The organism is Actinoplanes octamycinicus, assembly GCF_014205225.1.
Taxonomy (GTDB): Bacteria; Actinomycetota; Actinomycetes; order Mycobacteriales; family Micromonosporaceae; genus Actinoplanes; species Actinoplanes octamycinicus.
The window spans coordinates 1,956,248-1,978,954 of the sequence record NZ_JACHNB010000001.1; the positions used below are offsets into that span (position 1 = coordinate 1,956,248).

Below are 22,707 nucleotides of genomic sequence, written 5' to 3' on the forward strand. Positions count from 1 at the left end.
CAGGGTCGTGTCGATGAGGCGATCACCGTGCTCCGGCAGCGCGCCGACGCCGGCTACAGACACGCCGCGGAGTGGTTGGCCGATCTGCTGGCTGGGCAGGGTCGCATCGACGAACCCGAGGAGGAGGTCATAGCTGGCACGGCGTGCCGCAGGTCGTCTGGCAGACCTCCGGGCACGGGTCTCAGTCAGGTTAACCAACAACTCCAAGATCAGACATACCTATGATCTCTGCGCTTCGCCCGGAGCTGCGCTATGCGCTGCGCTGCTCGTCCCGAGGGCGGTAAGGGTGAGGCGCCCGATAGGTGGCGGAGTGTGGTCACTCGTAGCCACCCGTGAGTCCGCGGCCGGCCGCGGTCGTGTCACAGGTCGAACTCGCCATCCTTCGCCCCGCCGACGAAGGCTTCCCATTCCGCCAGGGTGAAGATGTGCGAGGGCTTGGTCCGGTCCTTGGTGTCGCGGACTTCGACGGTGTCGTCTACGCGCCGGACCTCGACGCAGGCGCCGTTGTCCCCGCTGCGTGTGCTCTTGCGCCAGGTCTGGTCGAGCATCACAACTCCTATTGCTGGTGGTCCGTCTCGCGGATCTGCTTGATCATCTCAAGCGATGCGCTGGGCGACAACGCTGACGCCCGCAGCTCGTTCAGCACCGTCACGCAGCGTTGCACCTCGTCGCCTTCAGCGTAGAGGTCTCCTGTTAAGCCCTCGATGTAGACCACGTTCGGGCCGGCGGGCAGGGTGAGGATGGCGAAGCTCGACAGCATGGAGGCGTAGGCGCCCTCCTTGAACGGGATCACCTGAAGAGTGACGTTGCGTAGCTTCGCCAGTTCCAGCATTGCGGTGAGCTGTTCGCGCATCACCTCGGCTCCGCCGATCTGGCGGTGGAGAACCGCCTCGTCCATGACCGCGACGAGCCGCAGCTTGCCCTCGGTCACGAGCTTCTGGCGTTCCATCCGCACGGTGACGTTCTGCTGTACGGCTTCCGGGGTCGGCTTCCGCGCGCCTGAGCTGGTCATCGCTCGGGCGTAAGCCTCGGTCTGGAGAAGGCCGGGCACCACGATCGTCTGGAAGTCCTGAATCTCTTCGGCGGCAGATTCGAGGCCGATGTACTGGCGGTAGACCTGCGGTAGGTCGCTGTATTTCGCCCACCAGCCGCGCGCCTTGCCCTCCCGGGCCATAGACAACAGGGTGTCGCGCAGTTCGACATCATCCACGTTGTACTTATCGAGAAGCGCGGTCAGCGAGGGCCCTTTGATCCCGACCTTGCCCTGCTCGATCCGACGGAGCGTGCTGGCCGTGACCTCGATGGCGGCCGCCGCTTGCTCGGTAGAGATCTTGGCTTCTTCTCGAAGGCGGCGAAGCTGCGCGCCGAGCTGGAACCTCACGAACGTCGGGCTGTCCACCCGAGCATTCTGCCTCACGCATCGCTGTCTGATCACTCCTGCGCGCTTCCTCCTGGGCGAGGATAAGTGCGCGCGCATCGTTGACGCGCTAAAAATGCGCGCGCAAAATGGCGGTGCGGGCGTGGCGGCTGATGGCCTCCCGGGCTGCGGCAGCCACACCCGCCCCCTACCTCCACGGAAGGAGAAGGCCATGCGAAGGCACCACGAAGTGCGCGTGTGGTTTATGCCCTGGAAGACGAGGTGCGCCTGTGGCTGTTCCTGGTTCCCCTGCCCGGACACGGTGACCATCGCGCCCCCGCCGGTCGCCGAATCGCTGGGCTTCGTAGATCCACCGGCCCACAACGCAGATCCCGAGTGGAACCGGCCGACCGCTCACCTCACGCCGGTGCACCCGCGGCCTGCCCAGGGCAGTCTGTGTCCATTGATGACTAGGGGTCAGCAATGGCGCAGTCGAACCCGGTGATCGACTTGACTCGCACCCCGGCTCGGCCCTCGTCGAACTGGCTCGCATGCGGGCAGCCATGGCCCGCGCCAGCCATGCCCGGACATGGACGATCGATGGTGCTGACCCGGAGGACGTCGTGACGCGGCCACCCCGGCGGTCCCGGACCTGGCCCCTCGATCCGCAGATGGCGGTCGCCCTGCTTGCCGTTGAGTTGCCGGGTTGGGAGGTCAGCTACGCCCCGGCGCTGTGCTTGCCTGGTTATTCGCCACGCAGGTGGGTTTATCAGGCGACCAGGCCCTGGCCGGGCGGCGAGGAGTCGGTCGAGTGCATCCACCCCGACCAGCTAGTTTTGTCGATCGGCCAGTTCTGCGAGGCGGCATGATGCGCGCCGGTGAGCAGCAAGTCGACCGCTTGGCGGTGAGCTGTCCGGCGTGCGGTGCCGGCATCGGCCAGCTGTGCACCAACCGAATCGCCCGGCGCCCGTTCCTGCGGGCTGAGCAGACCCACGAGAGCCGGCGGCTGCCTGCCGTCGCCCTGGCGGTGAAACGGTGACCGCCCCGGATGAAAACAGCCTGCCCTGGCGCAACCGCCGGGTCATCGCCGAGCGGCTCGGCTGGCCGCACGAGCGGCTGGCGGACTGCGAGCGCCTGGACCGTGACTACCCGGGCTGGTCGGTGACCTGGTGGGACAGCCGCAATGGCAAACCGGCCGTTTTTCGGGCCCAGCATCGGGTGCGCTGGCGCTACTTCACCCACGCGGCCGGTGCCACCGAGGCCGAGCTGCTGGCGGCGATGGCCGAGCAGGACCGCCTGGCCGCCGAGCAGCTAGCCGAGTGGCGGTCACTGCGGCCGGCCGGATCGGCAGTCATCGGGTCGCAGTGAGCGGAGGGATCGAACGATGCATGGTGAGCGGCTCACCCTGAAGGAACTGTCCGGCTTGCCCGTCTACCCGCTGGAGAGCGTCAAGGCTGCAGGACGGCTCGTCCTCTACCTACGCGGCTGCGACTACTCATGGTTGCCGGTCAATCCAGTGATACACCTGTGCCAGTCACCTGCACCGCGACATCGCTGCCTCGACGGCCTCACGGCACCAGCAACGATCCTCGCCGCCCATCTGCGGATACTCCGGGCCTGCCGATACGGCACTTATCTGCGAAAGCCCCGGATTACCGCGGCCGGGCGTCGGGTGAGGCCATGACCAGTCAAGAGCCTGTCGAGGGCGAGCCGGGTTGCGCGCGGTGCGGGGCCCGTGGTGAGAGGCTCAAGCTGATGGCCACGGGCGAGATCACCAAACGGCTAGGCGTCAGCAGGCAACGGGTGCAGCAGCTCACCCACCGCGACGACTTCCCGGCGCCATATGACGAATTGAGCCTCGGCCGGATCTGGCTGGCCTCAGACGTGGAGCTATGGATTCGGCAGCACTGGAGGCCAAGGTTCGTGCGACATTGAAAAAGCGTGACGCGATGAGGCCAAGCCGGTGGCGCTACGAGCCGGTCTCATCCCGCTCCCGAGCGGCAATCCCGCCGTTCCGGTGTGATGGATAGTGCAGCAGCGGTCATGGCTTGCTCAGTCTGGCGGCAACGCGCATCAAAGGTGCGGCCCGGCCTGCAGCGCAGCAGGAAACCCTCGTCGGTACGGGTCGGGTGGCGGCCAGCGTGAACGCCTGGGTGGCGGTCGGCTTCTCGGGTCAGGGCCGTTCGTAGCAGGGGGAGTGGATGAGGATGACGAAGCCGCTCGGGTTGGCGCGTTCGATGTCGAGGTTGAAGCCGTCTGGTGTTTTCGCGGCGACGACGCCGTCGTCCGGGCCGACCGTGCGGTCGTCGGTGATGGTGTAGCCCTTGGCCTTCCAGTCGGCTTTCACCTTGTCGAGGGAGGCCAGGTGCTGGTCTTTCTGAGCCGGCACGACGTTGTAGGCGCCCTGGACGGTGAAGATCGTGTCGCTGTCTTCGCCGAGTTGGCCGGTGCAGGGGCTGGCGTTGAGCTTCGCGTTGAACAGCGGCATGCCGACGGTCGTGGCTATCTGCTCCGCGTGCTGCTGGACCAGGGCGTTGACGTCGGCTTCGGACTTGGTCTGCACGTTGTCTCCTGAGCAGGCGGAAAGAGTCAGTGCTGAGGCGGTCAGCCACAGGGCGGCCAGTCGGAGGGTGCCGCGGCGCATCATTGCCAGTCCTTCGGTAGCTGTCCCTCGGGGATGCCTGTCACCGTCTTGTACGTGTCAGCCAGGGCCCGATGTCCTTCGTCACTGAACTGTGTCTCGTGCCAATGAAGGCTGTCCGAAGCGTGATTTTTGCCAGCGATCTGTGTCTGCTGGGCGGGTACTTTAGAGGTCGAAGAGCGATTCGCGTTGCGGCGGGTCGAGGATTTTGCGCAGCTCAGAGATGGTCTGGCGCCATGCTGGGCCGTCTGGTGTCGCGTCCCAGTCCTCAGCGAGCCAGGTGGGAGCCGTGACCACGCGGTCGAGGGCGTCGATGGCTAGGTTCCGGAGGTAGGTCGGGAACTCGGGCATCGGGGTGGTCGGGCCGGGGGCCGAGGTGATGGGTGCGCCGTCTGGGTATTGCGCGGCGACCAGGCTAGCGGCGGCGATGGCTCGTGGGGCGTCGGAGAGCCGGGGGTCATCGTCGGCTGGATTCGCGACGCGTTCGAGCACGGCGCCGATCATTTCGATGCGGGTGTGTGCCGGCGCGTCGTCCAGTTCGATGGCGAAGTCGGCGGCGTCGTCGTTGCCGAACGGGCTGACGTCCCAGGTCCCCATGATTGCTTCGACCTCCCCGATTGCGTCGGGATGATCTTCGCATCATGAGTTGGTGTTCGTAGAAGGTCGACCGGGGCACTCACAGGCCGATCGTCTTGACCCGCAGACAAAGTTCGATGGCACAAACCCTCACGGGACAAAGTTCGCTGGCACGAGGGACACACCTCGATGGCAAGGACAACCGAGCTTGGTTCTTGAGCCTTCCGGATGACTATGACGGTTGTAATTGGCTCCACCAGGACGGCTTGAGTTGGACCCACCTCGCCCGCCGGTGACGGCTCGAACTGGCCCCGCTCAGCGATCTTCCCCGTTGAGCAGAACACCTCGCGGAGGAAGTTACGGATCGCCTGCTCCTGCTGCTCACGGTTGAGGCCCTCCCATCAGTCGTGGACCTGCTGCGGCGTCTTACCTTTCAGAGCGGCCAGGTCCTCCTTGGTAATTTTCGGGCCGGGCTTGCCGGAGCCCGCCGTCGGCGGCGGGAACTGCCCGAGGGCCTCGGCGGTCTCCCGATCCAGGTTCCAGGCTTGGGTCAGCAGCTCACCCAGCTGCTGGTTGTAGCCCTGCACGAGGCCGGCGACCTGGGCGGCCTGAGTCGTATCCGTCAGGTGGCTCGTCGACGAGACACTCGCTGCGGTCAGATCCACGGTGAGCCCGATCAGGGCTGGCGGTGCGTCGCGTATGTCTGAGGGTGCAGCCGACGACGAAGCTCATTGAATATTCATTGCCATTCAGGGTCGACTTATCCACTTAAATTGCGGTGCAACGTGACAAAAATACCTTGCAGACCGAGAGCTTGGTCGAACCGCCAGGCATCGGTCTCACTAGGGAAGTGAATGCCGTTTTCAATACGTGAGATGCGTGCAGCCGAAGTTCCGGCGCGTTCGGCCATCACGGCCTGGGTGAGCTTATGGCGTATGCGCTGTCGGCTGAGTTCCTGCCCGAACTTGAGCGCCGCAGTCTTGGCGCCGGCACCCGCGCCACCCACCGTCGCTAGGCGGGCTTCACACCTCGAGCGGTGCTCCAACCAGGTTCGCATATCGCGTGACCCCTCAGCCGACCATGCGTCCACCATGGCGGAGAGCGTTTCCGGCGACGGAAGGGTCTTGCCGGCGAGTGCCGAGAAGATCGCGGCCCGGCTGACGTTACTAGTCCGCTGCGCCCGTACGACAGCGTCCACCGAATAGATCTCGGGCCGACCGCTCCGGTCCCGTAGGGCGCGAAGCTCGGCCGCGAAACCATGCAACGGATTCTCCTCCGCGGACAGATTCGATCTTCTGGCCGGCAAGACGAGATCACCTCCACCCGTCTCTCGCGAGATTCGATGTCTTGTGATGTCCAGCTATGTCTGGAGGCATTGCCCCAGGTCACGCCTAGGTTTCTTATGAAAGCAAGTGAAAACAGCGCGACCGGCGCAGCCGGTTCAGGAGGATCTGTTGAACAGGCTTTCTTCGATTGTCGCTCAGAACCATGCACTGGCGAAAGGCTCCCAGGTCGTCTCTAGGGCGCCGGACTCGCAGCCCACCGTTCCGACCGTGGAACATCCGCCGCCAAGGCGGTTCGGCCCCCGGCTGACGTACAACGATGACGTGCTGCCGGACCGGTCGATGTACTCCTACTGGCAGCAGGGGCCGTACTACGACTTCAAAGCGGCCGAGATCGAGGAGCCGGAGACGGCCACCGCGACGCTCCACGCGATGTGCCTTGGGGTCGGCGACTGGATCGTCGAGCAGCACGCAGACGCCGACCGCGCTGGTCGAGGCGGCGGTCATCCAGTGGCACTGGATGGACCAGACCGGCATCAGCAAGCACCCGTGGCGGCAGTGGAACTCTATCCACGACCGGCTGGTCGGCTCGGAGGCGACCCCGTCCCGTTCTCTGGGCTCGGTCGTCGCTGTGGCCGAAAGCTCCTGATCTACGGTGACTGCTAGCCGTGCGGGCTGTCGGCGGCGGTGTGAACTGCCGATGCTCGATCTGGGTGAACGTCGGGTCGCGCGATGGGCCGGGCCTGTCGCCCGATACGTCTGTCGTAGTTCCATGCCAGCTGGTCCACGTGAAACGGGTGACGTGCGGCACGCGTTAACCACATTGCCTGACTGCGTCGGTTTGCTCACCGGACCCGGTATTTTCGCAGATCTATCAGCTTTTTTGCCTTCCACAGCTCGACGGAGAAGATGTGCTGCTGGAGGGCCTTGCGCAGAAGTTGTCCACACGGTGTGCATAGGGTTACCCACAGGATTGTGCTGCCGTGTCCACAGGTTGTCCCAAGACTCGTCCACCGTCGCGGTTGGGCTAGTGGCAGAGGTCTTCGTACAGTGAGCCGGCACTGTGGACGCGGCGACGATCCGGACCGCTCATGGCTTCCTGCCGGCAGCTGGTTGTCTTTGTCATCCGTGCCCGGACTGTTGGTACTGCAAGGCCGAGGACGCGAGCCGTTCCAGACACGAACGGCACCCGGTGGCCGCCGGGTGCCGTCCTCGGTTCCCGTTGGAGTTCGTGCGGAACGTCAAGGAGAACCATGGCAACGGTAGTCAGTGGCCCCGGGCAAGGCCACAGCGATGCGGAACATCGAGCAGGCGTGGTCAAGGCCGCGCTCACCGTCGCCGGCGGGGCCGGCGGTGTGGGAATCCCTGCGATCATCGGAGCAGCCGCCTACGGGGCGCTGCCCCCCGGCCTGGCATATGCGGCCCTGGGAGTGTTCCTGATCATCATGCTCGGCGCCATGATTGTGGCGGCGATGTACATCCGCAAGACACCTTGATCGATGCTCTGGTGCGTCACGTGCCCGCCAAGCGACTCGCTGCCGCGGATTCGGCGTGCCGACCATATCTGACCGGAGATCGTGAAGGGATTTCACGGGATGCCTCAGCCGCAACAGGTGCTCGCCTACGCCCGCCGGCTAGCTGATCAACTAGTACTGGACATGAAGGTGAGCAGCAACTAAATGACCGCCCGATGTGGGAAGCGGTAGACCTCGAGGGTGAGGGGCGTCTTGAGGCCCGGGCAGCCGCGGCGTTGGACTTCTTCCGGTAGTACGCCGGCAGCGGCAGTTCCTGGACCGGTCAGGCGGTGGACGTTTACAACCGGACCGGTGAAACCATCGCTACGAAGCCCACGGTCAGCGTGAACGCCTGGCGGGCTTCAGCGCGGGTTAGGGCCGTTCGTAGCAGGGAGAGTCGACGAAGACGGCGAATCCCTTGGGCTCTCCTCGCTCGATGTCGAGCTGGTACCCGTCTGGGGTCTTGGCTGCCACGACGCCGTCGTCGGGGCCGACGGTGCGGTCGTCGGTGATGGTGTAGCCCTTGGCTTTCCAGTCGGCGCGGATCCGGGCGATCACGTCGAGGTGGCCTTCTGCCGTGGGTGCGGGCAGGTTGTAGACGCCTTGAACGGTGTAGATCGACTTGCTGGTTTCGCCGGCTCGGCCGGTGCAGCCACGCGACAGCAGGTTCGGGTTCTGCAGTGTCTGCCCGGCGATGGCGGCGATGGCTTCCGCGTGCTGCTGCACCACGGCGTTCACGGCCGTTTCCGGCTTGGTTTCCACGTCGTCTCCTGAACAGGCGGACAGGGCAAGCCCGGTAGCGGCTGCTGCTGCCACCAGGGTGAGTGTGCTTCTTGTGCGGATCATCGCCAGTTCTCCGGGGGGAGGTTGCCGGTGTTGACGCTAGCGGGCGTCACCTTGTTGTAGACACCCGCCAGGACCCGGGCCTGATTTTTCAGGCTCTCGCTGTCGGGGTCCCAGTAGTTGGTGTGGCCGCTGGTGTCGGCCTTCCAGTTGTAGGCGCCGAAGTGCGGGTCGGTCGGTGCCATGCCGTGCAGATGGTCGGCGTAGGCCTCGACGAGCGGCACCGCGGCGGGGCCGGCCACCGGGAACAGCAACGGGGCGGCTACGTAGTCCCATGGCTGGGCTGCCGCCGCCTTGGCGACCGGGTCGCTGTCGGACGCGCCCGCCCACACATGCCTGGGCTCCATGTTCAGGTCGCTGACCGACCCGACGTGCATGCCGGGGCTGCCGGCCACCACGATGTCGTCGACCGGGAGTTGCCCGGTCTTCGCGGCCTCACCGACGATGGTGGTCCCGTACGAGTGGCCCATGGCGACCAGATGACCGACGTCGCTGTCGTGGGTGACGCGCAGGCTCTGCATGTAGTTGAGGTACGGATCCCGGCCGGCCATCGATCGGTCGTTCTGGGTGACTGACACGTTGTTGAGGTCCGGCGCGTCGTACCCGAGCCAGTAGACCGTCGACACGTCACCCGAGCGTTCCGGGGTCAAGGCGTCGGCCCGGCTGTTGATCGCCATGATCCGGTCGATGTTGTCGTCCATGCTGGCTTCCAGGGTGGTGCTCAAGCCGGGCACCCAGACGCCGGTGTGTCGGGCCGTGTCCGGGTTACCCATCGCCATGATCACCTTGCCGTCGCCAGCATACGAGGTGGTGTCGAAGCCGAGCAGCATTCCCCGCGGGCCCATCTTCTGCAAGCCCCGCTCGATCGCCTCCACGCGATACAGCTGGTTGAGGATCTCGTTCTGGTCGGCCGCCCGGTCCGGGTCGTGCAGCTGCTGCTGCAGCAGCTGTTTCTCCTGTGCCAGGCCGATGCGGTTGGCCCTGTCCCGGTCGATGGCCGGCACCCCGTCCATCCAGCCGACCACCCGAGGGAAGTCACGGATCGCCTGCTCCTGCTGCTCACGGTTGAGGCCCTCCCACCAGTCGTGGACCTGCTGCGGCGTCTTGCCTTTCAGATTGGCCAGGTCCTCCTTGGTGATTTTCGGGCCGGGCTTGCCGGAGCCCGGCGCAGGCGGCGGAAGCTGCCCGAGGGCCTCGGCGGTCTCCCGGTCCAGGTTCCGGGCCCGGGTCAGCAGCTCGCCCAGCTGCTGGTTGTAGCCCTGCACGAGGCCGGCGACCTGGGCGGCCTGTGTCGTGTCCGTCAGGTGGTTCGTCGACGAAACGCTCGCCGTGGCCAGGTCCACGGTGAGTCCGGCCAGGGCGCACTCGGTCTGGATGTCGGCCAGCATGCTCTGCATGCTCAGCACCGTGTCGGCGTGGGTGCGCAACGCCCGGCCGATCTTCTGGCACGGATCGTGGGCGTCACCGAGTTCCGCCCGTAGGGCCAGGTTGCGCTCCTGGGCGTCCTCACCGGTCGGCCAGGCGGCCGGCAGGTACTGCGAAGCGGCGATGAACCTGTCCAGGCCGGCGTCGAGGCCCGCCGCCACCCGGTCCCACGCATCCGAGGCCGCGATGAAGATGTTCGCGTTGGTCTGCGCGACGTCGAGCAGGGTGATCGCGCTCATTCGGCGGCTCCCATGTGCGGCCCGTGATGCGGGGCCGGCGTGGGGAACGTCGCGGTGATCGAGTCCGCGGACTCCTGATCCGTCGTCTGGTAGTTGATCGCCGCACCGACCATCCCGGCCCCGGACAGCCGGATCCGCTCTGCCAAGTCCTGCAGATACGTCGACCAGCCGTTGGCGCGGTCGGCGACAACACCGACCGCGGCCCACGGAATGCCGACGCTGGCGACCGTCAGCCAGCCGACCTCCTTGGTGATGGCCTCGCGGACCGACCCCGAGGAGTCCTGTACCTGAGTCCCCGTCCGAACCAGGGCCTCGACGTCGATCTCCAGGTGCGGATGCATTCAGTAACTCCCCGTACTAGACACGTGTACAGAGACTACGTTCGATCCGCAATCCTGGTTCGGACCGGTGAGGATCGGCTCACCTCGGCTCAGCGCTGCACAAGCCGCGGCAGCTACGCGTGTTCAGCTCCGCAGCCCTTCAATCGCCTGCGTGTGGACCAACCGCTGGGCTTCGCCGGAGGCCAGTAGGCGCCGCGGTGAACACGGCAGCACGCGAGTTGCTGCGACCGGCAGGTTGCCCCGCGGTCGCTCGTGCAGCTGCCGCCGGTGCTGACCAACACGTCCTACGAAGTCCGAAGATGCCCTGAAATGCGAAAACAAGCCCGTGGGGAGGGTATCGGAGAGCGGCCGATGGGCTCCTCCTGTGGACCGAGCAGTGGTCGTGCGGGCGGACGAGACCGATCGGCAGCCGGAGCTGCCGATCGGTCGTGTTTATCGTTCGGCGCGGGTCGTTGCCCGGCGTCCTGGCTTGATCTGGACCGGCTCCTGCGCCCGTGGGGTGCGCTCTTGACGGCGCGGCCTCGGCACTGCGACAGCGGCGATTGCTCTCTGGTCCTGAACGGAGACTTCACGTAACCCCTTCTACTGGCCGGTAACTCCGAAAGATTTTTGGGCCGAAACTATTGACATAATGCTTTCGCCCATGGGTTTATGAAGGGTTCATGAATGCTAAGCCGGTCTGGATTCTGGTAGTGCTACTAGCGGCGTTGCTGTCCGCAACCGTTGCCATGTGGATCTCGAGCGCCGAAGGCAAACCGCTAAGCGGTATCGCCGCGGCGGGTGGGGCGACCTTTATCGCCGTCTTCGGGGCCGGAGTGGGGCTGGTGATCGCGCTCGGCTAGACCGCAGCGCCCGACCGATTGCCCGGGCACCGAGCGGATCCGGGCACCGGTCGATGGGCGACCGTGATCCTTGCGCGCACTGCATGCAGTGGCTACGCGTCACCCAAGAAACCGACCACTGGCATCTGGTGGCGATGGGTCACTCGTACGGTTCGACGATCGTCGGCGGAGCCGCCAAGAGCCATCAGCTTCCCGTCGACGACATCGTCGTGGCCGGCAGCCCCGGCGGCTTCCTGGGTGCCACCTGCCGTCCGTCGAGCCAGGCGGACAGGTCGAACACCGACAACTGCACGCCCGCGACAGCCAGGGCTCGGCCGTCCGGCGAGAATGCCGGACCAGTGGGGCGGCGTGTCGGGTGCTGCTTTGTGGTTTCGCGTCAGCCCCTTTACTCACTGCAGCCGGAATCCCAGACCGTGGCGGTGTGCGGGAACGTCAGCAGGATCTGGGCGGACGGTGCCTGCAGACTCTCCTCGGTAGCGACGTCATAGAACACTGCGGTGCCGGCCGCCTTCCCCAGGAACAACAGGCATTTGCGCCGGCTGAGGTCGGGCGTGCCGGCCGGCATGGTCGCGGTCCAGGACACCTTCACCGTGCTGGCCTGCACTGCCAGCACGGGTATCTGAGCGAAATGAAGCAGATAGATGTTGCGCACGGCGGTGCCGCGCTGTGCCTCCTTGCCGAGGATCCAGGCGAGCATCGGCAGGCAGAGCAGCACCGTTGCCAGAGCGGCGAATGCGCACCGCCGGGCGAGCCGGAGCAGGGTGTCCCGGCTCGGCCGGGACACCGCGTCTCGCCACCGGCCCGCCACCGCGTGACGGGCCGAGCCGAGCGCCAACGTTCCCGCGAGCAGCGCCGCCGCGAAGAGGAGAACGAGCTCGGCTGTGCCGACTAGTTGGCCGGAGAGGATTTCCAGGTACCCGTACCCGGCCTCTTGCGGAGTGGTGCGTAAGGGCAGGTAGAAGAAGACGTACGCGAGGCGCAGAACCCCGAACAGGACCGCTCCGCTGAGACCGACCAACGGCACGACATATCTGACGGTCAGGTCGAGGAGTGTGTCGCCGCCCCGGGTGCTCGGTGACTTCCGATGGTTATGGCGCGATGGCCGGTGGTTCACCGCCTGACGACGAAGGGGCTGCACGCGTTGTGCCGCAGGCATGCGTCGGGTCTGTCGTTTTGAGGGGTCTCCACCAAGAGGCCGTAGTCGCCCTCCGGCTCGTCCGTGACGGTCCATTTGATGACACCCTCACCCCATCGGTCGGCGATCACTGGCGCGAAGTCGTGGACCAGTCGTAACCGTTTAGGCTTCTGACTACCGTAGAGGCTGGCGAAGATGGGTGAGCCGGGCCGGCGCCCGACCACCATGGCGGACACCGTCTCACCGGGACTGACCTCGTGAACGTCGGAGAACTCAACATCCGGCCTGGCTGCTGGCCTGGCATCGATGACGCCAGTGGTGGTCGAAGTGCCCGCCGCCGTCACCTCGAACCGATAGGCACCCGGATGTGGCAGGACAAGCAGAATCTCCTCGTTAGTCCAGGTCCAGCCCCAAACATCAGCGAACTCGTGAACGGCTGGCCATTCGGCTTGTGTGCCGTCGGGTGCGGTGATGCGCATGACAGGCCTGTCCTGCGGCCTAAAGCCCTCGAAACAGAAACCCAGCGAGTCCAGGCGGTCCAGCACCACTGTCGGCTTCCTGCCCCCGGCGGGCAGCACGTCACTAAGGCAACCGCCCTCATCGGGCAGTGCCGCACCGAAAACTCTCCAGATCCAGCTGGGGCGATGCCGGCGCTTACCCGAGTCCTTGGCGATCAAGGCCGGAGACGGTGCCTGAAAGGTTCTCGATGGAACGGCAGCCGAGGACAAGACGAGAGGTTGCCTGACACGGTTCTGCGGGTTGGCGACCAGCATCGAAACGGCGGCCACGGCAAGTACGGCATGGCAGATCAGGCGAACGCGCATCTCTTTACTCGGGATCCCACTCGTTGTCGCAGCGCTGGCGATCGTGCGCGATAACTATGAGTGGGCTCGGCATTGGCTATCCGGAAAATGCGGATGAAGGCACCCTACGGGTGACTCAGTTCGACCTCGCCGAAGGATTCGAAGCGGAGAAAGGTGGCTCTAAGAGCGAGTGTTGGCCCCGGCTGGGAACGAATTTTGGCGCGCCATTACGCGATCGTCTGGTTCATGGTCACGGGTGAGTTTTGGCCCCACCATGGTTGGCCGGCAGCGGGCATGATGGGAGGGTGCTGGTCGAGATCGAGAAGATGCGCCGGTTCGGCTGGAGTCCGTTCCCGATAGTGCAGGTCCAGACTCCGGTGGGTAGGACGGCGGTGCCGTGGTGCGGTGCGCCAGATGTTGTCCTCGGGCAGTATCACGTCGAGTGGACGATCGACACAGAACTCAGTTGGGGCGTGAACGCGAAGCCCGCGGCCGATCCTGGGCCTGCGATCTTCGCGGGTGGCCACTGCGTGGTCTTGCGCGGGCGTTTGGGTTTGACTCCCGATGGTGCCGGCGTCCTGGACCTGGACGGATCGATGATCCTGCTGGACTTCGTTGACACTCCGCCGGCAGAGGCGGACGCCAGCTGGGTGCAAATCTATGTTCCTCACCCGGACATTCAGTTGCATCCGTTCGAGCTCTAGGCTTGCCATCGCGTGCCAGGACCCCGTCGCCCGTTTTCTCCGGTCCGGGGCGGGACTTCCAGGCGCTGATGTAGCGGGCGGAGCTGTCGTTCGGTGCCGTTAGAACGGCGGTTCGCCGTGTCGTCGAGGGGTTGGCCGGTTCGTTTCGAGCTCCCATTCCTCGATGTCGTCGGGCCAAGGTGCGGGGCGGCCGATCGTCTCACCGCTCCGCCGCGGGGCGGGGCCAAAAATCACCAAATCACTCTTGCTGGGTCAGCCGGTGGGGCCACCATCCGTTCGTACGTGGGGCCAACTCTCACTCCTGGAGCCAGAGAAAGGCCCTACCCAGCCGATAGATCCCATCGTGCCGAGAACCGACCGCTCGTACTGACAAACCACCAACCGGTTCCCGGCAGGATCTGCCGTATCCCCGGCTGGGCGGAGCCAGGCGGCCATACCCTGCCAGAGTGAAGCGCGATCAGGTCGACCGAGATGACCTGGCCGCCGCCGCGGCGGTGCTCGACGCGACCGCGGCCGCCTGCCTCGAATACGAGGTCGGCGCGCATGGCGCACTGCGGATCGTCCGTGCCTTCGAAGATGTGGCGCCCGAGTTGACCGCTGACCTGATCGATGACCTGGACGATGACCAGGCCGCCTACGACCAGGTGCAGCCCGAGGCGGTCGGTGAAGCGGTCGCCGAGGTTGCCGAGCGGCTACACGCCGCGATCGAGGAACCGCCGCAGTGGCCAGAGCCCGCGCCGTCTGGCTACCGCCCGGTGTTCGATAACGCGCTGCAGGGCCCGCGTCGTGCTGGCCCATCCGGAGTGAGTTTGTAGGCGAGTTCGAGCGCCAGATGTCGGTCGCTTTCAGCGCCATGGCTTTCGGGCCGGGCTCTGTGTCGCTGAGTCTTGGCGCCACTCACGGGGACCGCCTGCGAGAGAGGCCTTTCGGGCTGACCGGCCGGTGCCGCCCGGTGGCGGCGGCGATGCGGTACAGAGGTCAGTCGGTAAGGGTCCATCCGAGGCTGTTGCACCCCGAGCAGTACAAGAACGAGCGGAGCTCGTATCCATCCGGCCACGGCGAAGTCTTTCCCCGCGAGACCACCACCCGGCCCTGGCCGCGGCAGAGGTCGCAGGTGACCGCCGCCTGCGGCCTCCGGGGCCTCAGGTGAGCGAGTTCCGGATACAGGTCGGCAGCTCGGGCGAGCCCGAAGTTACGTTCGTCTGGGTCTGCCAACCGCAGCTGGCCGCCCTCTTCGTCGTCCCTGATGACATCGCCGGCCGAAGTCAGATACATGACCGGACCCCAGTAGTTGAACAGCGGCAGGTGCCCTGGACGGGCGCAGCTGCTACGCCAGTCAGGCGCTTGTGCTGCTTGCTCGATCAATCGATCGATAAGTTGGGCGTCCGTCACGTGCACCTCCTGGGACGCAGCATACGAAGTGCCACTAGCGCGTCGCCGTCTTCCCGAGCGTCTCCCACGGACGTTCCGGTTCCTTGATCGATACGCGCTCGTGTCCGCTGCCAGCAAAGTTGGTCCGGGATGAAGCCATGACCAGGCCGGATCAGAATGGGTGACACGGCCCTATGTTGTAACTCGCTGTGGCGGGGGGCGGTGAGCTCGGTTTGTGTCACTGAACTTGATCCGATTCGTGGACGAGCCGGGTGGGGCTCGGGCGTCGCGATGAGGCGGTGAATGCGGTCGCAGGCGTCGCCTTCGGCCCGTTAGCCTCATGCGATGATCACGCTGATGCCGGTGCTGGAGCGGTGGTCCGCTGACTGCCCGTTCTGGCCGGCCGAGCAGACCGACTTCTATTTCGCGGTTCCGCGAATGCCGACGTCGCAGCAGGTGGGGGCGGTGGTCTGGACGTTGATCGGCCGCAGCGTGACCGCCGATGACCTTTCGATCACCGCGACGGACGCGGTGGAGGCGATCGAGGAGTATCTGACCTGCGACGACGGAGACTTCGCGCCGGGTGGATTGAGGGTGGGCGACGACAACGTCGTCATCGACCCCGGATGCTGCGTCGGCCTCGACGAATGGCGCGACTGGCTCCGCGTGATCGGCGGTGAGGTGATCGACCTCGGCCATGACCCGGATCCGCTGATCGAGCACCGAGGGCCGGTAGTCCGGGTGTGGAAGGACGGCGGCCAGCTTCCTGCAGGGTCGGTTCTCGGCCCGGATAAACCACACATCGACATCCCGCGCCATAATCTGCCGGACCTTCTGGGTGCGGTTCAGCAAGATCTCGCTGGTTTTCTGACCGCTCTGCATCCGTGGGCGCAGGGCATTCGCTCCGATCTGGCGGATGCGCTGGCCGCAGCGATGGATCGGCGCCTGCAGATCAGCGAGCCTCTCGGCATATGACGCAGCATGCGCTTCTATCCCTTGCCGTCCGGCCTCGGAGGGTTCCGCAACGTCACCGTCGTTGGGTGGCCGCGTGTTTCCGTCGTGCGCGGACGTAAGCGCTGACTGCCGAGAAAGAGACGTTGAGCTGCAGGTTCTTGGTGACGTGCTCGAAGACGTCTTGAATGGTTGTTCGGTGTTTCGGGTCGACTGGCCGGGCGAGCATCTCGTCGACAACCTGCCGATATTGGAGGACCGAACTGGACCAAGCGTAATGACAGAAAACCCGGTTCAACCAGACGTAGTGGCACAAAGTCCACCTTCAGTGGCAGCGGACAGCTCGCTCGCATGCTTCGGGCAAGGCATCCAGGTGGCGCTCAAACTCAGCAACATTGATCATGCCTGGCCGTCAACCGCGGCGCTGAAACCCACCGACATTCGGCGCCGATACTCGCCGGCGAAATCACCCCGGGATGGCCGCAGGTGGAACGTTGCCGTGCCGACCTCGTACAAGGAGTTCGCGCTGGACAGATGCTCCAGGTAGACGACTTCCGGCAACACCTTCGACCGCCAATGCCAGCCCACGCGGTCGCTGGCCGGGCCGCACCGATCACCGCGACCTCAAGCGGCGGCAAGGCTGTAGTAATGCTGCGCCGCTTCGGGATAGCCTTCCTCCTCGAGCATGTCGCCTAGATCAGCGAAGGCATCGGCGTAGCCGGCTTCGACAGCCTCACTGCAGTAAGCCTCGGCTCGCTCATCGTCGTGTTGCAAGGCGTACAGCATGGCCAAGTTGACGAAGCCAAGCAGGTCTCCTGCCTCGGCTGCCTGGCGATAGCACGACTCGGCGCCGTGCAGATCGCCGTCGCTTTCGAGCAGTAGTCCAAGGCCGATCATGCCGCCCGTGTTGCCCCACTTTATGGCGCGGTTGTAGTGCTTGATGGCGGCGGCGCGATCGTCGCGCTGAGCGGCGATGTTGCCGAGCATGACTTCGGCGTTGGGGAATCGGGCCTTCGCCGCCTTCCGGAAATTGGCCTCGGCGAGGTCGTGTTCCCCGCGTTCCTGCTGCATGACGCCGATTTCGATCAACGAGCCGAAGTGGCCGGCGTCAGCGGCTCGCCAGAACAACGTCTCGGCCTGCTCGGTATCGCCTTCATGCATCCGTAGCCACGCGAGGTAGTACCAGCCGAGCGCATGACCTGCTTGCGCGCCATGCCGGTATGCCATTTCGGCTGCGGCATCGTCGCCGAGCTCCTGGAGAACGGAGCCGAGTTCGAGGTACGCCTTGGTGGAGCCGCTGTATACGGCATGCCGAAAGTAGTCGGCCGCCGCGGACAGGTCGTCCCGCTCCGCGGCGTATCCGCCGTGTTCCATCAGCGCGTAGGTGTTGCCGAAGTGCGGGGATCGCCGGACTCCGTGGTAGCCGCCGCGCTCGGCGCAGTCGTACCAGAACTCCGCGTGGTCGTCCTCGCGGCGTTCGGTGTGCAGGTCCCCGATGCGGAAGGCAGCCTCCGGGTTGCCGGCATCGGCGGCCTGCCGGTAGAGCTGCTCTGCCAGCCGGAGGTCGCCGAGGGCATCGGCCACCAGGCCACAATTCAGCGGATCGTCGCTCACACCGCTGGTCGCGTCGGTGACCGGATCGAGGAGCAGATCGCTGAGGTGGAAGGAGTGGCTCTTGTACTGCACGGCGGGTCCCTTGCGCATCATATCCAGATTGAGCCGTCGGGCTGCTTCGACCACACCATCTACGTCGAGCAGCCGCATGAAGTTGCGTGGGCCTTCGACCGACAACCGAAGCACACCCGGGCGTACTCGGTAGATCGTGTCCTGAACGACGGCCGCGCCGAAAGTTTGCGCCAGGTCGCCGAGGTCGGGCCAGTGCCTCTGCATCGTGGCTAGATCGACGTTAAGCTCGAAGATCGTCCGGTGCTGTTCATCGAACGGCGCCCAGACGTGCAGGGTTTCCAGCGAGTGCACGGTGATGGTGAACATCCGCGGCGCGGAGTTCTTGTTGGTGTTCGGGGCCGCGCTGATCGACCATCGAGAAAACTCGGTGCGCCGGGGAAACGGAATGGTGCGAGCGAGATAGCGGCGAACCGCGGGAAGTATCGGGACCAGGCGTGGATCCGTGGCGACTTGATCGAACCGGCCCTTGTTGGCTATACGGGTTTGAGTTCGGTCCGGGCGAGTCTCGTCGCCGAGGTCGTCGGATACGGCGGAGGCGAACCAGGCTAGCTGCTCCGCTGGCGAGGTGATCGTGTCGAGGTCGCTAGCACCGAGCCGTCCGGACGCATAGATGACGTTGCGTAGCAGGAGTCCCTCGGACTGCAGGATCTGAATGGCCTGCTGCTCGTACGCGTCGAGGAGCTCCCGGGGGACATTCCAGAAGTACAACTCGGCGATATCGTTGTATGTCTTGCGGTGATCGCCGAACCGGGTCACCACATTGACCGCCTGGCCGACATACAGCTGACCGTCGGTGAAGGAAAGCACGTAGATGCCACAACGGCCCTCGGATATCGGTAGCTGCCTGGCGACAGTCTGTGCGCCAACGACCGTTACGTGCCGCGGACGAATCTGCGGCCAACTACCCACGAGCAGGGTTACGTAATCCGGCAATGATGCTCCCACTGACATGGCCGTCTCAGTCGGCTGAGAACCACCGGAGATGAGAAGTCCCGCGGCGGTCGCTGCCCGGTTCAGGTGTTCCGATCAGGGTCGTGGACATCGGTACCGCTGCGGCCCTCTAATGAGCTGCTTCCGGAAGCACTGGGAAAGACCCCGAAGGTCTGACCGGCGCGAGCGGTCTGGTTGCTCCGCAGTTGCTCGCTGGTCAACCGGTTGGACGCTCGAAGCCGCTCCGCGTCGCTCAACGAGCTCGAACGGTGTACCCCAGGGATCACCAGTCGCTGAAATCCGACACGCCGAGCAGTCGCTGACCTGCAAAAACTACCCATCCCGGGTATCCCAATAGCTCAACCCCCTGATCCCCCGGTAGGCTGACCTTGCGGGCTGCTAGCTCAATGGCAGAGCTGAGGACTTTTAATCCTTAGGTTCGGGGTTCGAATCCCCGGCGGCCCACCATGCTTGACCTGCACAAACTTAGTTTTGTGGGTTCACTTAGGTTGCTGCGGTCGCTCCGTTTTTGGGGATAACGGAGCTACCGAGCACCTACTCAGTTGGCGCGCCGGTTGGTGCGAGGCACGAGGGCTGCGGCGGCTTCGGCCTTGGCGCGTTCGGTTTCTAGTTCCTGGATGACCGACGTGTAGGTGTCCGATGTGATGGTGATTGTTGAGTGCCCGAGTAGTTCCTTGATGTCTTGAAGGTCGGCGCCGGCGGCTTTGAGGAAGGTCGCGGCGCAGTGGCGCAGGTCGTGCAGCCGGATCGGTGGTAGACCGGCCTTACCGACGAGGCTGTCGAAGCGTTTGGTGACGGTGTCGGGGTGCCATGCGGAGCCGTCCGGTTGTACGAACACCAGGCCGGTGCGGATCCATGCAGGACCGGAGACCAGCTGCCAGCTCGCCCGGCGGGCCAGGTGGGCGCGGGTGATCGCGGTGGTGGTCTGGTCGAAGGTGACCGTGCGGTCGCCGGCCTCGGATTTCACCTTCTTCGTGACCGGCTGATAGCCGACTGTCGTGATCTGCTGGCTGATGACCGCAGCGCCGACGTCCAGGTCGACGTCAAGGTCACGCAGACCGATCGCTTCGCCTCGCCGCAGGCCGCGATAGAGCATGAGCGCGTACAGCGGGTAGAGCACGATGTCGTGATCTTCGGCGTAGTCCAGGAACTGGCCGGCCTGCTCCGGGGTCCAGACCATGACCGGGCTCGGTCTCTGGCCGGTGACCTTCCAATGTTTGACGGCCGCCGCGGTCCAGACCCTGGCTCTGGGGCGTTTGCCGGAGGGCAGTTCGATGTGAGCGGCGGGGTTGAACTCGATCAGGCGATGGGCGCGGATGGCGTCGTTGAGCGCCTTGCGCAGGGTGGCGCGGATGCGGTGCATGGTCGCCGGACCGGTGATGCGCTGGCCTTTGACGCTGGCGCGTACGGCCGGGTCGTCGCTGTCGCGGGCGGTCTCGATCGCGATGTTGCGGTCGGTGATGGCGGCGAACATCGCGCTGATGTGGCCGATGCCCAGCTTCTCGACCGGGATGTGCCCGAGATGCGGGTCGAGGTGGTTGCGGATGTGGCCGGCGTACGCGCGTTTCGTGCCGTCTCCGATGTTGCGCCCGGTGAGCCATTCCTGCAGGTAGTCGCCGAGAAGGACGGCGGTGGTAGCGGGGATGCCGGCTTTGACCCGACGGGCGATCATGTTGCGGTCGGGCAGCGGCTCGGTGGGTTTGAGCTGGTGGAGCAGGTCGCCGATCTCGATCGCGAGGTCGCCGTTGTTGCCGGCGAGGGCGAGTAGGGCGAGCGCGGCGTCGCGCTCGTTCGCGGCGTCCTCGCGTTTGTCGAACCGGTAGCGGCGCAACTGGCGTCGCCTGCCGTCGGCCGTCTTGGGTAGTTCGAGTTGATAGGCCCAGAGGCCGTGGCTGGAGTTCCAGGCGCCGCCGCGGCGGCGCAGACCGGGGCAGTGGCTGCCCCAACGTTTGCCGTTGTCGTCCTTGCATCCACAGTGTTTGAAGACGGAACCTTCCGGCACGGTCGATCCTCCGTTGAGTGTGCGTTTGCGCAGCCCGGAGTGTTCGGGCTGCGGATTTCATGGGTCTGATCCACGCTCGTTGGCCGGTGTGGATCAAGTCGTTCGGTGAGGCTCTTCGCTGTCGGCTGCCGGGGCCATGTGCAGGGCGGCGATGATCGCCGCGACGGGCACCCGGTAGCGAGATCCGAAACGTAAGACGGGCACCGGGAACTCGTTGAGCTGGACGAGCTCGTATGCGGTCGATCGGCTGATCGCGAAGATTGATGCGGCTGTGGCCACCGTGGTGACCGCCCCGAGCGCGCGGATGCGCTCCTCGGTCCACACCTTGCCGTTCGGGGCCGTGGAGTCGTCGGGGCCCGGGTGTGGTGTCACTGTTTTTCACCCCTCGCACGACGGCTGAAGGGGGTTGGCGCTGGCGCCGGCGGCTGCGGTGATAGCCGGGACGCGGACGGCGATGGTCAGCCGGAATGGCAGCCTTCGCGGGCCCGGTGTGGTCATGACATTGCCTCCTGGCAAACGAGGAATCCGGGTGGGCAGCCCCGGAAGGGGCGCCCACCCGGGCGGACGAGCATGGGAGGGACGGCGCGCCACGGTGTGGGCATTCCGAAGTACTAGGCCTGCTCAGCCGCCTAACCGCAGCGCACTTGATCTATGCGTAGGGGTGATGGTTCATGGAGCGGTATCGGGGTTGCCCGGTGCCGGCGATGCGGCCCGATCGCGTCGCCGCCGTAGGAATTCATCGAGGAGCAGTTATGGATCTAGAGATCGCGGCACCATCAGCACCGCCCGCCGGCATAGCGACCGCATCGGCGCGGGTTGACGACGGGTTCGAGATCGACGCCGAAGACCCGCGGGTCGTGCCCGCCGCGTTGGCCGAACTCGTCACCGCATCCCGCAACGTGGTTCGGGTGATGGAGTTCAACAGCCACTACTCACCGCGGGACGCCGTGGCCGCTCTGGAGGACACTGCGGCGGCCCTCGGCCGGCTCACCCGACACGCCGAGCCGTACGTCGGCGACTATTCGCGTACCGCGGCGACGTCGATGGCTTCGGCCCGCGACCTGCTGCGCCAAGCCCGTCGAGTGTTCAGCGACGCCCGCCACGACCTCGCTCTGGACGCGACCGCGCCGTCCGCGATGCCCCTGGCGAAGGTGGCCCCCTCCGCCGCGTAAGCGTCGGCAACTCCGCCAGGATGAGGGGCTTGCCCGCAGCAACAGTGCGGGTAGGCCCCTCGCGCATTCAGATTCACGCCTGCGCCGCGGGCCCGGCGCGCTGACCGCAGCTCGACCCGCCCCACGGTGCGGCACCGGAGCTCAGGTCACCGGTCATCCAGCATCCAGTGGTGGGGGCACAGCAGCAGCCGCAAAGCGGTCGCGGCCTGCTGCCAGACCACGCCGTTACCCAACACACGTAACGCCGCAGTTCGAGGCAGGTCGACCCCGGTCACCCAGAACTCGTCGAGACCCATGAGCCACTCGACGAACGGTGGAGCCAGCACCGGCCTGCCGTGCCTGCCCTGCTGGGTCGGGTCCGGAGCCGACCGGCCCAGCAACAATTCCCACCGGGCTACTGCGACGGCGTAGACACCCCACCGCTGCTCGTCGAGCCGGCCGAGTCCGGCGGCGGCGGTGATCAGGTCGGCGCCGCCGTCACCGTGCAGGCAGGGGCCGTGTCCGTCGCTGGCGCGTGGGGTGGGCAGCATCCGGACCCGGACCGCTGCCGACGGCAGGGTCAGGTCCCCGTGGCTGCCCCGCTGCCCTGGGCACCCCTTCTCGCCGTCGCTGGCTCGCGGTGTCGGGAGCAGCACCTGCGACAACGGCGGTCGGAACCCGGCCCCGGCACGCCGGCCCGGTGTGCCGGTGTCGCTGGCCCGTGGGGTGGGCAACAGCCGCGCGGTGTCGGTCAGCGTGTGCCCGACGTGCCCGACCTGGGGTCTGCTGCGTCCGGCGGTCGCGTTGGCCGAGCTGCGGCTGTCGGCGACCGTCGGAGCGGGCAGCAACGTGCCCGCCACTTGGGCGAGTCCGGGCCGGCGGACCGCTCCCG

At 65.9% G+C, this 22,707-nt stretch carries 26 protein-coding genes and 1 tRNA gene; 11 read left to right on the forward strand and 16 right to left on the reverse strand.

Going from position 1 to position 22,707, the window contains the following annotated elements:
* Positions 1-359: 359 nt before the first annotated feature.
* Together BJY16_RS08800 and BJY16_RS08805 are read right to left on the reverse strand one after the other, a co-directional pair.
* On the reverse strand, positions 360-548 hold the full coding sequence (locus tag BJY16_RS08800) for a DUF397 domain-containing protein (RefSeq protein ID WP_185038581.1): 189 nt from the start codon (positions 546-548) through the stop codon (positions 360-362).
* An 8-nt stretch (positions 549-556) separates the two neighbouring features.
* Positions 557-1,399: a helix-turn-helix domain-containing protein gene (locus BJY16_RS08805; protein ID WP_185038582.1), complete on the reverse strand. Its 843-nt coding sequence runs from the start codon at positions 1,397-1,399 to the stop codon at positions 557-559.
* 826 nt (positions 1,400-2,225) lie between these two features.
* Here BJY16_RS08805 and BJY16_RS49100 point away from each other — a divergent pair.
* The gene (locus tag BJY16_RS49100; RefSeq protein WP_425551365.1) at positions 2,226-2,396 is read left to right on the forward strand and encodes a zinc finger domain-containing protein; all 171 of its coding nucleotides are present in this window, start codon (positions 2,226-2,228) and stop codon (positions 2,394-2,396) included.
* Positions 2,393-2,725, forward strand: a complete 333-nt coding sequence (locus tag BJY16_RS08815; RefSeq protein ID WP_185038584.1) for a hypothetical protein — start codon at positions 2,393-2,395, stop codon at positions 2,723-2,725. The genes BJY16_RS49100 and BJY16_RS08815 overlap by 4 nt, the downstream gene beginning before the upstream one ends.
* A gap of 805 nt (positions 2,726-3,530) precedes the next feature.
* On the opposite strand, the gene BJY16_RS08820 is transcribed toward BJY16_RS08815, so the two are convergent.
* The 4 genes from BJY16_RS08820 to BJY16_RS08835 all read right to left on the reverse strand — a co-directional run bounded on the left by BJY16_RS08820 (position 3,531) and on the right by BJY16_RS08835 (position 5,772).
* Positions 3,531-4,004 carry a hypothetical protein gene (locus BJY16_RS08820; RefSeq protein WP_185038585.1) on the reverse strand — a complete coding sequence of 158 codons (474 nt, stop codon included), beginning with the start codon at positions 4,002-4,004 and terminating at the stop codon, positions 3,531-3,533.
* Between the two features lie 159 nt (positions 4,005-4,163).
* The gene (locus BJY16_RS08825) at positions 4,164-4,595 is read right to left on the reverse strand and encodes a DUF4259 domain-containing protein (RefSeq protein WP_185038586.1); all 432 of its coding nucleotides are present in this window, start codon (positions 4,593-4,595) and stop codon (positions 4,164-4,166) included.
* A 380-nt stretch (positions 4,596-4,975) separates the two neighbouring features.
* Entirely contained in the window at positions 4,976-5,239 is a 264-nt protein-coding gene (locus tag BJY16_RS08830) for a hypothetical protein (protein WP_185038587.1), read from the reverse strand.
* A gap of 95 nt (positions 5,240-5,334) precedes the next feature.
* Positions 5,335-5,772 (reverse strand): helix-turn-helix domain-containing protein, encoded by a 438-nt coding sequence (locus BJY16_RS08835; protein WP_185038588.1) that lies wholly within the window; start codon positions 5,770-5,772, stop codon positions 5,335-5,337.
* A 524-nt stretch (positions 5,773-6,296) separates the two neighbouring features.
* Between BJY16_RS08835 and BJY16_RS08840 the strand changes: the two genes are divergently transcribed.
* Positions 6,297-6,506: a glutathionylspermidine synthase family protein gene (locus tag BJY16_RS08840; RefSeq protein ID WP_239177072.1), complete on the forward strand. Its 210-nt coding sequence runs from the start codon at positions 6,297-6,299 to the stop codon at positions 6,504-6,506.
* 604 nt (positions 6,507-7,110) lie between these two features.
* Entirely contained in the window at positions 7,111-7,353 is a 243-nt protein-coding gene (locus BJY16_RS08845) for a hypothetical protein (protein WP_185038589.1), read from the forward strand.
* 390 nt (positions 7,354-7,743) lie between these two features.
* On the opposite strand, the gene BJY16_RS08850 is transcribed toward BJY16_RS08845, so the two are convergent.
* From BJY16_RS08850 to BJY16_RS08860, 3 genes are read right to left on the reverse strand one after another with little or no spacing between them, the layout of a single operon-like run.
* On the reverse strand, positions 7,744-8,187 hold the full coding sequence (locus BJY16_RS08850) for a hypothetical protein (RefSeq protein WP_311775307.1): 444 nt from the start codon (positions 8,185-8,187) through the stop codon (positions 7,744-7,746).
* A gap of 26 nt (positions 8,188-8,213) precedes the next feature.
* Complete coding sequence (locus tag BJY16_RS46995) at positions 8,214-9,878, reverse strand: alpha/beta hydrolase (protein ID WP_239177076.1); 1,665 nt, start codon at positions 9,876-9,878, stop codon at positions 8,214-8,216.
* A complete protein-coding gene (locus BJY16_RS08860) occupies positions 9,875-10,219 on the reverse strand; it encodes a hypothetical protein (protein WP_185038591.1) in 345 nt (114 codons plus the stop codon). The genes BJY16_RS46995 and BJY16_RS08860 overlap by 4 nt, the downstream gene beginning before the upstream one ends.
* Before the next feature lie 662 nt (positions 10,220-10,881).
* On the opposite strand from BJY16_RS08860, the gene BJY16_RS08865 reads away from it, so the two are divergent.
* Together BJY16_RS08865 and BJY16_RS08870 are read left to right on the forward strand one after the other, a co-directional pair.
* Positions 10,882-11,061 carry a hypothetical protein gene (locus BJY16_RS08865; RefSeq protein WP_185038592.1) on the forward strand — a complete coding sequence of 60 codons (180 nt, stop codon included), beginning with the start codon at positions 10,882-10,884 and terminating at the stop codon, positions 11,059-11,061.
* Positions 11,062-11,144: 83 nt separating this feature from the next.
* Complete coding sequence (locus BJY16_RS08870; RefSeq protein ID WP_260418525.1) at positions 11,145-11,549, forward strand: alpha/beta hydrolase; 405 nt, start codon at positions 11,145-11,147, stop codon at positions 11,547-11,549.
* On the opposite strand, the gene BJY16_RS08875 is transcribed toward BJY16_RS08870, so the two are convergent.
* Both BJY16_RS08875 and BJY16_RS08880 read right to left on the reverse strand, forming a co-directional pair.
* Positions 11,447-12,085: a hypothetical protein gene (locus BJY16_RS08875; protein WP_185038594.1), complete on the reverse strand. Its 639-nt coding sequence runs from the start codon at positions 12,083-12,085 to the stop codon at positions 11,447-11,449. The two genes, BJY16_RS08870 and BJY16_RS08875, sit on opposite strands and share 103 nt — an antisense overlap.
* A gap of 86 nt (positions 12,086-12,171) precedes the next feature.
* Complete coding sequence (locus BJY16_RS08880; protein ID WP_185038595.1) at positions 12,172-13,020, reverse strand: hypothetical protein; 849 nt, start codon at positions 13,018-13,020, stop codon at positions 12,172-12,174.
* Between the two features lie 284 nt (positions 13,021-13,304).
* Between BJY16_RS08880 and BJY16_RS08885 the strand changes: the two genes are divergently transcribed.
* Positions 13,305-13,703: a hypothetical protein gene (locus BJY16_RS08885; protein WP_185038596.1), complete on the forward strand. Its 399-nt coding sequence runs from the start codon at positions 13,305-13,307 to the stop codon at positions 13,701-13,703.
* 446 nt (positions 13,704-14,149) lie between these two features.
* On the forward strand, positions 14,150-14,518 hold the full coding sequence (locus BJY16_RS08890) for a hypothetical protein (RefSeq protein WP_185038597.1): 369 nt from the start codon (positions 14,150-14,152) through the stop codon (positions 14,516-14,518).
* Positions 14,519-14,681: 163 nt separating this feature from the next.
* On the opposite strand, the gene BJY16_RS08895 is transcribed toward BJY16_RS08890, so the two are convergent.
* Entirely contained in the window at positions 14,682-15,095 is a 414-nt protein-coding gene (locus BJY16_RS08895; protein WP_185038598.1) for a hypothetical protein, read from the reverse strand.
* Between the two features lie 324 nt (positions 15,096-15,419).
* On the opposite strand from BJY16_RS08895, the gene BJY16_RS08900 reads away from it, so the two are divergent.
* Positions 15,420-16,049: a hypothetical protein gene (locus BJY16_RS08900; protein WP_185038599.1), complete on the forward strand. Its 630-nt coding sequence runs from the start codon at positions 15,420-15,422 to the stop codon at positions 16,047-16,049.
* Between the two features lie 600 nt (positions 16,050-16,649).
* Here BJY16_RS08900 and BJY16_RS08905 read toward each other — a convergent pair.
* Positions 16,650-18,518, reverse strand: coding sequence for a hypothetical protein (locus BJY16_RS08905; protein WP_185038600.1), 1,869 nt, complete (start codon positions 18,516-18,518; stop codon positions 16,650-16,652).
* Between the two features lie 516 nt (positions 18,519-19,034).
* Between BJY16_RS08905 and BJY16_RS08910 the strand changes: the two genes are divergently transcribed.
* Positions 19,035-19,109 (forward strand) — tRNA-Lys (locus BJY16_RS08910).
* A 91-nt stretch (positions 19,110-19,200) separates the two neighbouring features.
* Here the strand turns inward: BJY16_RS08910 and BJY16_RS08915 are convergent.
* Complete coding sequence (locus tag BJY16_RS08915; protein ID WP_185038601.1) at positions 19,201-20,664, reverse strand: tyrosine-type recombinase/integrase; 1,464 nt, start codon at positions 20,662-20,664, stop codon at positions 19,201-19,203.
* A gap of 93 nt (positions 20,665-20,757) precedes the next feature.
* A complete protein-coding gene (locus BJY16_RS08920) occupies positions 20,758-20,988 on the reverse strand; it encodes a helix-turn-helix transcriptional regulator (protein WP_239177078.1) in 231 nt (76 codons plus the stop codon).
* A gap of 428 nt (positions 20,989-21,416) precedes the next feature.
* On the opposite strand from BJY16_RS08920, the gene BJY16_RS08925 reads away from it, so the two are divergent.
* A complete protein-coding gene (locus tag BJY16_RS08925; protein WP_185038603.1) occupies positions 21,417-21,836 on the forward strand; it encodes a hypothetical protein in 420 nt (139 codons plus the stop codon).
* 146 nt (positions 21,837-21,982) lie between these two features.
* On the opposite strand, the gene BJY16_RS08930 is transcribed toward BJY16_RS08925, so the two are convergent.
* Positions 21,983-22,675, reverse strand: a complete 693-nt coding sequence (locus BJY16_RS08930) for a hypothetical protein (RefSeq protein ID WP_239177080.1) — start codon at positions 22,673-22,675, stop codon at positions 21,983-21,985.
* Positions 22,676-22,707 lie beyond the last annotated feature (32 nt).

Excerpts from the sequence above, each read along its gene's own strand:
- BJY16_RS46995 (WP_239177076.1), bottom strand. The coding sequence starts at position 9,878 with ATGAGCGCGATCACCCTGCTCGACGTCGCGCAGACCAACGCGAACATC.
- BJY16_RS08825 (WP_185038586.1), bottom strand. The coding sequence starts at position 4,595 with ATGGGGACCTGGGACGTCAGCCCGTTCGGCAACGACGACGCCGCCGAC.
- BJY16_RS08845 (WP_185038589.1), top strand. The coding sequence starts at position 7,111 with ATGGCAACGGTAGTCAGTGGCCCCGGGCAAGGCCACAGCGATGCGGAA.
- BJY16_RS08820 (WP_185038585.1), bottom strand. The coding sequence starts at position 4,004 with ATGATGCGCCGCGGCACCCTCCGACTGGCCGCCCTGTGGCTGACCGCC.
- BJY16_RS08900 (WP_185038599.1), top strand. The coding sequence starts at position 15,420 with ATGATCACGCTGATGCCGGTGCTGGAGCGGTGGTCCGCTGACTGCCCG.
- BJY16_RS49100 (WP_425551365.1), top strand. The coding sequence starts at position 2,226 with ATGCGCGCCGGTGAGCAGCAAGTCGACCGCTTGGCGGTGAGCTGTCCG.
- BJY16_RS08860 (WP_185038591.1), bottom strand. The coding sequence starts at position 10,219 with ATGCATCCGCACCTGGAGATCGACGTCGAGGCCCTGGTTCGGACGGGG.
- BJY16_RS08800 (WP_185038581.1), bottom strand. The coding sequence starts at position 548 with ATGCTCGACCAGACCTGGCGCAAGAGCACACGCAGCGGGGACAACGGC.
- BJY16_RS08880 (WP_185038595.1), bottom strand. The coding sequence starts at position 13,020 with ATGCGCGTTCGCCTGATCTGCCATGCCGTACTTGCCGTGGCCGCCGTT.
- BJY16_RS08870 (WP_260418525.1), top strand. The coding sequence starts at position 11,145 with ATGCAGTGGCTACGCGTCACCCAAGAAACCGACCACTGGCATCTGGTG.
- BJY16_RS08925 (WP_185038603.1), top strand. The coding sequence starts at position 21,417 with ATGGATCTAGAGATCGCGGCACCATCAGCACCGCCCGCCGGCATAGCG.
- BJY16_RS08865 (WP_185038592.1), top strand. The coding sequence starts at position 10,882 with ATGAATGCTAAGCCGGTCTGGATTCTGGTAGTGCTACTAGCGGCGTTG.